Origin of the sequence: Streptomyces rapamycinicus NRRL 5491, assembly GCF_024298965.1 — a bacterium.
Lineage (GTDB): Bacteria > Actinomycetota > Actinomycetes > Streptomycetales > Streptomycetaceae > Streptomyces > Streptomyces rapamycinicus.
In genome coordinates this window covers 9,976,402-9,989,179 of record NZ_CP085193.1, presented here as the reverse complement: position 1 = coordinate 9,989,179, position 12,778 = coordinate 9,976,402, and the positions used below count along the sequence as shown (strand labels likewise).

The following is a 12,778-nucleotide window of genomic DNA, read 5'->3' as shown; positions in this document are numbered from 1 at the left end:
CCGCCACATCCTTATCCGGCTGCAATCGCGATCTTGATTTGATGGGGGCATGAGAGTTCTGGTAGCCGAGGACCACCGTGTTCTCGCCCGCACCATCGCCACCGGCCTGCGCCGCCAGGCGATGGCCGTCGACGTGGCGGCCGCCGGCGACGAGGCCGAGCGGATGTGCCTGCTCACCGCCTACGACGTGCTGATCCTCGACCGGGATCTGCCGGTCCTGAGCGGCGACGAGGTGTGCCGACGGCTGCGCGAACTCCAGGACCCTCCACGGATCCTGATGCTGACCGCGGCCGGCGAGCTGACGGACAAGATCTACGGCCTCACGACACTCGGCGCCGACGACTACCTGGCGAAACCCTTCGATTTCAGCGAACTGGTCGCCCGGGTACGGACGTTGAGCCGTCGCGCACCGAAGCAGCCCCCTACCGTGCTGCGCTTCGCGAGCATCACCCTGGACGAGACGCGGCGCGAGGTGTCCGTGGACGGCCGCCCGCTGGAGCTGACCCCGAAGGAGCTCGCGGTCCTGCACCTGCTGCTTGTGGCCGGGGGCGCGCCGGTGTCGCACGACGAACTCGTCCGCACCGTCTGGGACGAGCACCTCGACCCGCGCACCAGCGCGGTCCGCGCCACCGTCAGCCGGCTGCGCGGCAAACTCGGCGACCCCGGCCTCATTCTCGCCGACAAGGGGGAGGGTTACCGGCTGTGCGACTGAACCCATGGGCGCTGCTGAGCCGACTGCCCTTCCGCGCCCGCCTGACCGCGGCCTTCTCCGCCCTCTTTCTGATCGCCGGCATCGCACTGCTCGCCTTCGTGGTGCTACTCGCCCGCCACGGAACGGAGCAGCAGGCCCAGGGGATATCGGTCACGTACGGGGATGTGCCGAGCGGCAGTGGGGCGCCCATGGGGCCCGTGCGCCCCACCCGGCCGAATCTCACACAGCGGGCCCCGGGCGACGTCGCCATGTTCCAGAAGATCGACCAGACCGTGCGAGCCGTCCAGGACACCGCGCTGCGCCAGATGGTGCTCTGGTCCGCCGTCGGCCTCCTCGCCATGGCGCTCCTTGCCGGAGTGCTCGGCTGGTGGCTCGCCGGCCGAGCCCTGCGACCCGTCGCCTCCATGACCGAAACCGCGCGCCGCATCAGCGAACAGAGCCTCCACCAGCGTCTCGCGCTCACCGGCCCCGACGACGAACTCCACCGCCTCGCCGACACCTTCGACACCATGCTCGACAGGCTCGAGAAGTCCTTCGAGAGCCAGCGCCGCTTCGTCGCCAACGCCTCCCACGAACTCAAGACCCCTCTCACGGTCCAGCGCACCAGCCTCCAGGTCGGCCTCGCCGACCCCCTCCCCGAGGGACTCGCAGACGTCCGCGAGGACCTGCTCACCGCCAACCACGAGGCCGAACAGCTGATCAACGGCCTGCTGCTGCTGGCGCGCAGCGACCGCGGCCTGGAGAAGACCCAGACCATGGACGTCGCGGCCATCGTCCGGCTCGTGTCCACCGGCCTCACCCCACTGGCAACGAAGAACGGCGTGCGCATCGACCTCGACGCCGATACCCCGCTGGCCGTTCCCGGTGACCCGGTCCTGCTGCGCCACCTGCTCACGAACCTGGTCCGCAATGCCATCCAGTACAACCACCCCGGTGGCCACGTCCGCATACGGCTCGATACCCCCACCGTGACGGTGACCAATACGGGCCCCCACGTGTCCCCGGAACAGATCCCCGACCTGTTCGAGCCCTTCCACCGCCTGGACGGGGACCGTACCGCCACCACCGGCCACGGTCTGGGACTGTCCATCGCCCACTCGATCGCCAACGCCCACCACGCCACGCTGACGGCACAACCCGGCACCGAAGGCGGACTCACCCTCACCCTGCGCTTCCCTTGCCGCCGTTGAAGCCCCGACAGGGCCTCCCCCACCGGGCCGTCCCGGCACCGGGACGGTCAGCTCTCGGTTCCCGCGGCCCAGAGCACGGTGTCGCCGGACTTGATCACAACATTTCCGTCGGCCTGGAACACGAGGACCGCTCCTGGATGGCCATTGGTCCGTGAAAACCAGAGGTGCTGCCCCTCACTGCTGTAGACGACCAGGTTGCCGTCCGTCTGGAAGCGGGCGGAGTTGTTCTCGCCCTTGGTCATCGCAGCCCAGCGTGGCTTGCGGTCCTGGTCGTGGACCACCAGGTTGCCGTCTTCCTGCATGATCAGACTCCTGGCCCCGGCCACCACGGACTTCCCGGTGGGCAACTCGAACGTGGCCTCTATGACCTTGAGTGCCGCGCCCTTCTCCTGGGGCTTCTGGGGCCCCTGGGGCTTCTGAGATCCCTGGGGTCCCTGGGTCGAGGCGGACGGCTTCTTCCCCGCGGTCGGCGAGGCGGCCGAACCGGATGGCCGCCCCTGCGCGGACGGGGAGGAATCGGCCGAGGAACGCTGCGTACCGAAGTGGACGGCGACCACCACCACCACGACCACGACCGCGGCCGCCGCGATGGCCGTGGTCAGCAGCCAGCCGGGCCGACGGCCCCGGCCGGGCTCGGAGGGGGTGGCGAGGAAGCTCCACCGTGTTGCGACCGCGGCGTCGAGGAGGAAACCGCCGGTCAGCGCTGGCTGCGGAGAATAATGATCAGCGTCTTCGGGTGAATGGACAGCCTGTCGATGCCCCATGGTTGGGGCATTCATCCGGTCAGACCGTGAACCGGCCTCCGTTGCTCAGCAGCACCGCACCAACCACATTGGACGCGGCAGGCGACGCCAGATAGCAGATGTTGTCGGCGAGCTCCTCCGGCGTCGCGTATCCCGACGCGCCCGACTCGGCCATCTTCTGGCGGACGGCGTCCGGGGTACGCGCCGCCATCGGTGTGTCCACTGGCCCCGGAGCGACGGTGTTGACGCGGATACCGAAAGCGATGGCCTCTTTTGCCACGGCCTGGGACAGCGCGTGCACACCGGCTTTGGAAGCGGCGTAGTGCGGATATCCCGTGAGCGTGTCGAACGCCGCGGACGAGCCAACAGTCACGATGGCGCCCCTGCCGCGTGGGCGCATGGCTCGCACCGCGGCTCGCAGAACGTGGAAAGTACCGTCGAGGTTCACGGCCATCACCCGGCGCCAGGCGGCGTCATCGAGTCGAGTCAGCACATCCACCGGCTCGCCCGACTCCTGAGCCTCGAGGATTCGCGCCTTGGCGTCGGGATCGTCCACCCCGGCCGTGTGGATGACCACGTCGATACGGCCTTCGGATTCGAGGACGGACGACACTACGGCATCAACGGCCCGCGGATCGGTCACATCGACAACGTGCGCAACCCCTTTGATGACGGACGCGACGGTGCGAACACCCTCCGCGTTGAGGTCGCCCACGTGCACAGCCGCACATCCTTCGGCAGCGAGCAGGTGCGCCACCGCGGCCCCGATTCCTGACCCGCCCCCGGTAACGAGGGCGACCTGTCCCGCGAAGCGGTGCTCAAGGGTCGTTGCCATTGGGCCATCTCCTAGATCTCGTACAGAGACCCTGCCATCCCCATTAGCGTCCACAGCAGATCCTCATCCAGGTGGTTGCGATCAGTCGTCTCAGCGTCCGGCGAGCGCACAGCGGCTCCACCACGCCACCCAGCGATCCGCCGAGGGGCCGGGGGCGAGAGGCCGGGCGTGTGCTAGCCAACGTCTATGTGCGCCCGACGAGCATCGAACTCAATTGAACTCAGGTATACATCTGATCTCGTAGCTGACCTGTCGTGGATGACTGCCGACTAGCATCAAACCTAATTGAACTCATGTCAATACCTGGCTCCCGATGAACAGATGGCCCGGCACATCCCCGAACAGCTTCGGTGGCAGCTCCAGCGCCCGCACCCGCTGGAGCCGTTCGCCTCCGTTCCGGTCCTTGCGGCGGCGGGTCACCACACGTCGGGCAGTTTGCCCTCAGGCCGTGGGATCACCGAACTCCCGATCGATGAAGTCAAGGATTTCGCTGGCACTCGCACTCGAGAGGGCGGTAGTGGAAACCTCTTCGGGGCTCGAAATCCGCTGCCATTTATTCAGAACCGACGACAGCCGATCCTTGATCGCGGATGCCTGTCGATCGTCGAAGGTCACGGACGTGAACATCTTTTCTATGCGATCGATCTCGGCGAGCAGGGTCGTCGACTGAACCCTCGGGTTCATGAGGTCGCCCAGCCGGGCGGCCAGGTCTGCCGGGGTCGGGTAGTCGAACACCATTGTGGCGGGCAGCCGCAGCCCCGTGGCCTTCGTCAGACTGTTGCGCAGCTCCACCGCGGTCAGCGAGTCCACACCCAAATCCTTGAACGCACCGGTCGCCGGAATACTGCGGGCGTCGGCATGTCCCAGAACCGTCGCGGCGCTGTCACGCACCACCTTCAGCAGTGCCTTCGCCCGCTCCTCCGGCGCCAAGCCGACCAGCCACTGCGCCGACGAATCACCGGTGGAGGCGGCCCGCCGGGCAACCGGGCGGTGCAACAAACGCAGCAATGCCGGAACCTCGACCTCCCGCACCGGCTCCATCGGCGTGGCCACCAGAACCGGTTCACCCTGACGTGAGGCGATGTCGAACAGCCGCATCCCGCGCTCGGCGGTGATGGTTCGCAGCCCGCTGCGCCGGATCCGGTCATGGTCGGTACCGGTCAGCTTCGCGGTCAGGCCGCTGGCGTCCTCCCACAGGCCCCAGGCCAGCGCGAGGGCCGGCAGACCCTCAGCACGACGCTGCTCAGCCAGCGCGTCCACGAACGCGTTCGCCACCGCGTAGTTACCCTGCCCCGCACTACCGAGCACACCGGCAGCCGAGGAGTACATGACGAACGCGGCAAGGTCGATATCGCGGGTGAGCTCGTGCAGGTTCCACGCACCATCCGCCTTGGGCCGCAGCACGGTGTCCAGCCGCCGCGCCGTCAACGATTCCACGACGCCGTCATCCAGCACACCTGCGGTGTGAATCACCGCCGTCAATGGATGGTCCGGCGACACACCCGCCAGCACCCGCGCCAGCCCGGCACGGTCCGACACGTCGCACACCGCCGTGTCCACCACCGCGGCACCCAACTCGGCCAGCTCGCTGATCAGCGCCTCGTCCGGGGCGCTGCGGGACAGCAACAGCAGATGACGCACACCGCGTTCGGCCACCAGGTGCCGGGCGGCGATCCCCGCCAGCACACCCGAACCACCGGTGATCAGAACCGTGCCATCCGGATCCCAGACGCCTTCAGGCTCAGGCTCAGCGACGCCCGTACGAGTCAGTCGCGGTGCCTCGTACCGGCCGTCGATGACCCGCAGCCGCGGCTCATCGAGCCCGACGGTGGCGGCCAGTTGGTCCGGGGTGAGGGTGTCGTCGTCACTTTCCACCAGGACGAACCGGCCCGGGTGCTCCGACTGAGCCGAACGCATCAACCCCGACACCGCGGCTGCGGCCAAACCAGTTCCGGTCCGCACAACCAGCGTACTGTCAGTGAAACGCTCCCCCGCCAGCCACACCTGCACCGCCTGCAGAACCTCAGCGGTCAGCCGACGAGTCTGTGCCAGCGGGTCACCGCTGTCGGGGAGTGCGGTGAACACAACGACATCGGGCATCGGCACCTCGCCGTCCGCGAGGTCTTCAAACTTGCCCACCGTCACGCCGACCTGCTGGGAGACCGGGATCTCCGTCCACGTCAGGGCGAACAGATCATCGACAGCAGAACCGAGCGCATCGGCTGCCACCGGACGGGTCACCAGCGAGCCGATGGTGGCCACCGGCCGACCGATGTCATCAGCGACCCGCACACCCCAGCCATCCGCGACCCGTGTCATCGCGACCCGCAGCGTGGCCGAGCCAGTGACATGGACCTGGACGTGGTTCCAGGAGAACGGCAACCGCACGGTGTCGCGGTCGGCATCGGGTGTGTTCAGGATCCCGGCGTGCAGGGCGGCATCCAACACCGCAGGGTGGACGGCGAATCGTGCCGCGTCCTGGGTCTGCTCCTCAGCCAGAGCAACCTCGGCGAAGACGGTGTCACCATCACGCCACGCGGCCTGCAAACCCTGGAAGGCAGGTCCGTACTCGTAACCCGCCCTGGTCAGCTGGTCGTAGAAGCCTGCCACGTCCACCGGCTTGGCCTGCGCAGGTGGCCACGCGGTGAGGTCCGACGTTGGCACAGTCGTGTCGGACACGCTGACGGTGGCGGAAACGTGCCGGACCCAGGCATCGGCGCTGTCCGCCCGGGAGAAGACCGTCACCGCGCGGTGTCCGGACTCGTCGGCCTCGCCGACGGATACGGACAGTTGCACACCGCCGGTCTGCGGCAGCAGAAGCGGGGCTTCGACGATCAGCTCGTCAACGACGTCGCAGCCCACCTCATCAGCCGCGCGGACAACCAGCTCCACAAACCCGGTACCGGGCAGCAGGACACTGCCCCGGACCGCGTGATCAGCCAGCCACGCGTGGGTGGCCAGTGATACCCGCCCGGTCAGCATCACACCATCCGAACCCGGCATCGCCAGCACCGCACCCAGCAACGGATGGCCCACCGCATCCAGACCCGCCCCCGACACATCGGCAGACCGGCCGGCCTCAGCCCAATACCGCTGGTGCTGGAACGCGTACGTCGGAAGATCCAGCACCCGTGTTGCCGGGACATCACCCAGCACCGCGCGCCAGTCGACAGTCACGCCGTGGACATAGGCCTGTGCCAGGGCGGTGAGCATCCGGGTGGCGTCCCCGTCGTCACGACGCAGCGTGGCAACCGTGACGACATCGTCGTCCATCGCCTGCAACAGCACCGGGCTGGCGCTGACCTCGACGAACACGGTGTCGCCCTGGGCCTGCAACTGGCTGACGGCGGGGTGGAAACCGACCGGCTCACGCAGGTTCCGGTACCAGTACTCCCCGTCCAGCGGGCTGTCGACCCAGGTGCCGTCCACGGTCGACAGCCACGGCACGAGCGGGGTCTGCGAGCTGCTGTCGCTAGTGATGTCGAGCAGTTCGTCGCGGATCAGCTCGACGTGCGGGGTGTGCGAGGCGTAGTCGACGGTGATCCGCCGCACCCGCACCCCTTGTGCCTCATGAGCGGTGAGGACATGGTCGACCGCTTCCGGGGTGCCCGCGATCACGGTGGAGGCGGGACCGTTGTGGGCGGCGATCCAGGCCCCGTCGACCAGCTCGACATCCTGTGCGGGCAGGGCGACGGATGCCATCGCACCACGGCCCGCCAGGCCCCGGGCGATCGCCTGGCTGCGCAAGGTCACGATCCGGGCGGCATCCCGCATCGACACCGCACCCGCCACACACGCCGCGGCGATCTCACCCTGCGAATGGCCGATCACCGCATCCGGCCGCACACCGGCGGCCTGCCACACCGCGGCCAGGGAAACCATCACCGCCCAGGAAGCGGGCTGGACCACATCAACCCGGTCCACCACCGCCGGATCATCCAGCACGGCGAACAGATCCCAGTCCACAAACTCACTCAACGCCGCCGCGCACTCGGCCATCCGCTCGGCGAACACCACCGACGAATCGCGCAGTGCACTGCCCATCCCCAGCCACTGCCATCCCTGCCCGGGAAAGACGAACACGATCCTGGGGTCGGACACCGCGGTGCCGGTGACGGTCTCATCTCCAAGGAGTACGGCGCGGTGCTCGAACACCGACCGTGTCACCGCCAGCGTCGATGCCACAGCCCGTATATCCACTCCGGGCGACGCCGCCAGGTAGGCGCGGAGCCGGTCTTCGTGTTCGGTCAGGGCGGGCTGGGTCTTGGCCGATATCACCAGCGGCACCAGTTCCGAAACCAGTACGGGTGTAGAGCCAGCCGTGTCGCCCACAGACTGTGCCGGTGCACTCTCAAGGATGACGTGGGCGTTAGTGCCACTGATCCCGAACGACGACACACCTGCCCGACGGGGTCGGCCGGTCTCCGGCCACGGCTGGTTCTCCGCCACCAGCTCGACCGCACCCGCCGACCAGTCCACATGCCGCGACGGCTCATCCACATGCAACGTGCGCGGCACCATGCTGTGCTGCAGGGCCATCACCATCTTGATGACACCCGACACACCTGCGGCAGCCTGGGTATGGCCGACGTTCGACTTCAGCGATCCCAGCAGCAGCGGCTCCCCGCGGCCCTGGCCGTAAGTAGCGATCACCGCCTGGGCCTCGATCGGGTCACCCAGCGTCGTACCCGTGCCGTGCGCCTCGACCACATCCACCTCGTGCGGCGCCAGGCCGGCGTTGCTGAGAGCGGCCCGGATCACCCGCTGCTGCGAAGGACCGTTCGGCGCGGACAGGCCGTTCGACGCACCGTCCTGGTTCACCGCCGAGCTACGGACCACCGCCAATATCTGGTGACCGTTGGCCTGAGCATCCGACAAACGCTCCACCAATAGGACGCCGACGCCCTCAGCCCACCCCGTGCCGTCCGCGGCGTCAGCGAACGCCTTGCACCGGCCATCGGCTGACAAGCCTCGCTGCCGCGAGAACTCCACGAAAGTCTGCGGCGTGGCCATCACGGTCACGCCGCCGACCAGGGCCAGCGAACACTCACCCTGTCGCAGGGCATACCCCGCCTGATGCAACGCCACCAGCGACGACGAACACGCCGTGTCCACCGTGAACGCGGGACCTTCGAGACCGAAGAAGTACGACACCCGGCCCGACAACACACTCGCCGCACCAGCAGTTGTCCCGAAGCCGCCGAGGTCGGCACCGATGCCGTAGCCACCGGGGTAAGCACCTATGAAGACGCCGGTGTCGCTGCCGCGTACGGAACCGGGCTCGATCCCGGCCCGCTCGAACGCCTCCCAGGACACCTCAAGCATCAACCGCTGCTGCGGATCCATCGCCAACGCCTCACGCGGACTGATCCCGAAGAACGAGGCGTCGAAACCGGCCGCGGCATCCAGGAAGCCGCCCTGCACGCTGTAGGACTTCCCGGGCGCGTCCGGGTCCGGATCGTACAGGTTCTCGACGTCCCAGCCGCGGTCGGTTGGGAAGCCGGAAATCGCGTCCGTACCGGACTCGACCAAGCGCCACAGATCCTCCGGCGACGAGACTCCACCGGGTAGGCGGCAGGCCATTCCCACGATCGCCAGCGGCTCGTCCTGCGCCACCGCCGACACTGGCCCGCGCACCGGAGCGGGGTTCTCGCCGGTGAACAACTCGTCCAACCGGGCAGCCAGGGCCGTCGGGGTGGGGTAGTCGAACACCAGCGTGGCGGGCAGCCGCAGCTCCGTGGCCTTCGCCAGGCTGTTGCGCAGTTCCACCGCGGTCAGCGAATCGATGCCCAGATCCTTGAACGCCGTGGTTGCCGGAATCGTGCTGGTGTCGGCGTGTCCCAGAACCGTCGCGGCGCCGTCAGACACCAGCTTCAGCAGTGCCTTCTCCCGCTCGGCCGGTGCCAGGGCGGCCAGCCACCGCGCTCCACCGGCGGCAGCGGCCCGCCGAGCGACCGGGCGGTGCAACGACCGCAGCAATGCCGGGACTTCCGCGTCCCGTACCGGCTCCATCGGCGCGGCCACCAGAACCGGTTCACTGTGGCGTGACGCGCTGTCGAACAGCCCCATCCCGTGCTCGGCGGAGATGGCCCGCAGGCCACCGCGCCGGATCCGGTCACGGTCCGTGTCGGTCAGTTGCGCGGTCAGGCCACTGGCGTCCTCCCACAGACCCCAGGCCACCGCCAGCGCGGGCAGACCCTCAGCGTGACGCTGCTCAGCCAGCGCGTCCAGGAACGCATTGGCCGCCGCGTAGTTGCCCTGTCCCCCACTGCCGAGCACACCAGCGGCGGAGGAATACATGACGAACGCCGCCAGGTCGGCATCCCGGGTGAGCTCGTGCAGGTTCCACGCACCGTCGGCCTTGGGCCGCAACACCGCGTCCAGCCGCTGCGCGGTCAGGGACTCCACCACACCGTCATCGAGTACGCCCGCGGTGTGAATCACGGCCGTCAGGGGATGCTCCGGTGACACACCCGCCAGCACCTGGGCCAGCGCGGCACGATCGGACACGTCACAGGCCGCTGTCTCGACCCGGGCCCCCAGTTCGCCGAGTTGGTTGATCAGTGCCTCGTCCGGGGCGCTGCGGGACAGCAGAAGGAGATGACGCACGCCGCGTTCGGTCACCAGGTGCCGGACGGCGATCCCCGCCAGCACACCCGAACCACCGGTGATCAGAACCGTGCCATCCGGATCCCACACCTTCTCTGACTCGGGTTCAGCGGCATGCGTACGGGTCAGTCGTGGCGCTTCGAAGCGGCCGTCGCTGATCCGCAGCCGCGGCTCATCCAACCCGACCGCCGCCGCCAACTGATCCAGAGCGAGGGCATCGTCATCACTCTCGACCAGGACGAACCGGCCGGGGTGTTCGGACTGGGCCGACCGCATCAACCCCGACACCCCAGCAGCGGCCAAACCAGTACCGGTCCGCACCACCAGCGTGCTGTCGCTGAAGCGCTCCCCGCCAAGCCACTCCTGAACTGCCTGGAGGACCTGACCGGTCAGCTTTCGTGTTTGCTCCAGCGGGTCGTCGTCGTTGTCGGGGAGTGCGGTGAAGACCGCCACCTCGGGTACCGGCACATCGCCGTCCGACACCAGCTCCTCGAACCGGCCGACCGTCAGACCGGTCCCCTCAGGGGCCGGGATCTCCGCCCAGGTCAAGGCGAGCAGGTCATCGGCAGCGGAACCGAGCGCGTCGGCCGTCACCGGGCGCGTCACGAGCGAACCCACGCTAGCCACCGGCCGACCGATCTCATCAGCGACCCGCACACTCCAGCCATCCGCCGCCTGCGTCACCGCGACACGCAACATGGCCGAACCACCAGCATGGACCCGAACACCGTTCCAGGAGAACGGCAGCCCCACACCCACCTCGGCATCGGACGCATTCAAGGTGCAGGCATGCAGAGCCGCATCCAGTAGAGCCGGATGCACGGCATATCGCGCCGCCTCCCGCACCTGCTCCTCAGCCAGAGCAACCTCGGCGAAGACAGTGTCCCCATCACGCCACGCGGCCTGCAAACCCTGGAACGCGGGACCGTACTCGTACCCTTCTGCCATCAGCCGGTCGTAGAAGCCCGTCACGTCCACCGGCTGTGCCTGAGCTGGTGGCCACGAGGCAAACTCCGACAGCGAGACCGTCGAGTCAGAGGTACTGATCACGGCGGAAACGTGCCGGACCCAGGTATCGGCGTTGTCCGCCCGGGAGAAGATCGTCACCACCCGGTGTCCGGACTCGTCAGCCTCACCAACCGATACCGACACCTGCACACCGCCGGTCTGCGGCAGCAGAAGCGGGGCTTCGACGATCAGCTCGTCAACGACGTCGCAGCCCACCTCATCAGCCGCGCGGACAACCAGCTCCACAAACCCGGTACCGGGCAGCAGCACACTGCCCCGCACCGCGTGATCAGCCAGCCACGCATGCGTGGCCAACGACACCCGCCCGGTCAACAGCACACCATCCGAACCCGGCAACGCCACCACCGCACCCAGCAACGGATGCCCCACCGCATCCAGACCCGCCCCCGACACATCGGCAGACCGGCCGACCTCAGCCCAATACCGCTGCTGCTGGAAGGCGTACGTCGGAAGATCCAGCACCCGGGTTACCGGGACATCACCCAGCAGCGCGGTCCAGTCGACGGTGACGCCGTTGACATACAGGTGGGCCAGGGCGCCGATCGCGGCCTGGGTTTCGTGGTCGCCGTGCAGCATCGCGACGCCGTCGACCAGGCGGGCCAGTGACCGGTCGGCACCCAGCTCGACGAACACGGCGTCCTCGTATGAGGCCACCTGCTCGCCGAACCGGACCGTATCCCGGACCTGCCGCACCCAATACTCAGCCGTCATCACCCGATCACCAGCGGCCATCACGACACCAGGTGCGTGATAGGTCAGGCCTTGAGCGACCGCCCGGAACTCCTCCAGCATCGGCTCCATACGGGCGGAATGGAACGCGTGACTGGTCGCCAGCCGCGTCCACTTCCCCAGCCCCTCCGCGGCCTGCAGCACAGCGGCCTCATCACCGGAGAGAACCACCGACGACGGGCCGTTGACCGCGGCGATCTCCACACCCTCACCCAGCACGGCCCGAGCCTCATCCTCCGAGACCGGGACAGCGACCATCACCCCACCCGCAGGCAGAGCCTGCATCAGACGAGCCCGCGCCGACACCAAAGTGCAGGCATCCTCCAACGACCACAACCCGGACACATACGCAGCCGCAAGCTCACCCACCGAATGGCCGATCACCGCGTCCGGCCGTACACCCCACGATTCCAGCAACCCGAACAGAGCCACCTGCAAAGCGAACAAAGCCGGCTGGGCGTAACCGGTCTCATTCACCTCCAGATCGGGCACATCGAGCAGGTCCCACACCTGCTGATGGATCCGCGCGAAGACGGGGAACGCGGCGGCCAGTTCCGCACCCATACCAGCACGCTGCGACCCCTGCCCCGGGAAGACGAACACCACCCGCGGATCGGTCGCCGCGGTCCCACTAACAGTGTCATCACCCACGATCACCGCACGGTGCTCGAACACCGACCGTGTCATCGCCAGCGTCGATGCCACAGCCCGCATATCCACCCCGGGCGACGCCGCCAGATACGCACGCAACCGGCCCTCGTACTCAGCCAGTGCCGACTGCGTCTTGGCCGAAATCACCAACGGCACCAACTCCGAGGCCATCACCGACGCCACCACCGGCGCATCCGCAGGCCGCACATCGTCCACGGCCTGCGTGGGGGGTGCGCTCTCCAGGATGACGTGGGCATTAGTGCCACTGACTCCGAAGGAC

Annotated in this window: 6 protein-coding genes (1 of these 6 cut by a window edge); 2 read left to right on the top strand and 4 right to left on the bottom strand. The window is 68.1% G+C overall.

Features of this window, described 5'->3' with window-relative positions; all coding sequences use genetic code 11:
* The first annotated feature begins 49 nt into the window (after positions 1 to 49).
* Both LIV37_RS41310 and LIV37_RS41305 read left to right on the top strand, forming a co-directional pair.
* Positions 50 to 712, top strand: a complete 663-nt coding sequence (locus LIV37_RS41310) for a response regulator transcription factor (protein WP_020873012.1) — start codon at positions 50 to 52, stop codon at positions 710 to 712.
* Positions 703 to 1,902 carry a sensor histidine kinase gene (locus tag LIV37_RS41305; RefSeq protein WP_020873011.1) on the top strand — a complete coding sequence of 400 codons (1,200 nt, stop codon included), beginning with the start codon at positions 703 to 705 and terminating at the stop codon, positions 1,900 to 1,902. The genes LIV37_RS41310 and LIV37_RS41305 overlap by 10 nt, the downstream gene beginning before the upstream one ends.
* A gap of 47 nt (positions 1,903 to 1,949) precedes the next feature.
* Here the strand turns inward: LIV37_RS41305 and LIV37_RS41300 are convergent, their stop codons facing one another.
* The 4 genes from LIV37_RS41300 to LIV37_RS41290 all read right to left on the bottom strand — a co-directional run.
* The gene (locus tag LIV37_RS41300) at positions 1,950 to 2,666 is read right to left on the bottom strand and encodes a hypothetical protein (RefSeq protein ID WP_020873010.1); all 717 of its coding nucleotides are present in this window, start codon (positions 2,664 to 2,666) and stop codon (positions 1,950 to 1,952) included.
* 19 nt (positions 2,667 to 2,685) lie between these two features.
* Positions 2,686 to 3,480, bottom strand: coding sequence for an SDR family NAD(P)-dependent oxidoreductase (locus tag LIV37_RS41295; RefSeq protein WP_121823891.1), 795 nt, complete (start codon positions 3,478 to 3,480; stop codon positions 2,686 to 2,688).
* A 291-nt stretch (positions 3,481 to 3,771) separates the two neighbouring features.
* Entirely contained in the window at positions 3,772 to 3,903 is a 132-nt protein-coding gene (locus tag LIV37_RS51885; RefSeq protein ID WP_020873007.1) for a hypothetical protein, read from the bottom strand.
* Positions 3,904 to 3,921: 18 nt separating this feature from the next.
* Positions 3,922 to 12,778 carry the final stretch of a type I polyketide synthase gene (locus LIV37_RS41290; RefSeq protein ID WP_243146060.1) on the bottom strand. The gene runs 21,812 nt beyond the window's last position, so 8,857 of the gene's 30,669 nt are visible here — the last part of the coding sequence; its start codon lies beyond the right edge, outside the window — the gene reads right to left on this strand; its stop codon occupies positions 3,922 to 3,924.

Excerpts from the sequence above, each read along its gene's own strand:
- LIV37_RS41310 (WP_020873012.1), top strand. The coding sequence starts at position 50 with ATGAGAGTTCTGGTAGCCGAGGACCACCGTGTTCTCGCCCGCACCATC.
- LIV37_RS41295 (WP_121823891.1), bottom strand. The coding sequence starts at position 3,480 with ATGGCAACGACCCTTGAGCACCGCTTCGCGGGACAGGTCGCCCTCGTT.
- LIV37_RS41300 (WP_020873010.1), bottom strand. The coding sequence starts at position 2,666 with ATGGGGCATCGACAGGCTGTCCATTCACCCGAAGACGCTGATCATTAT.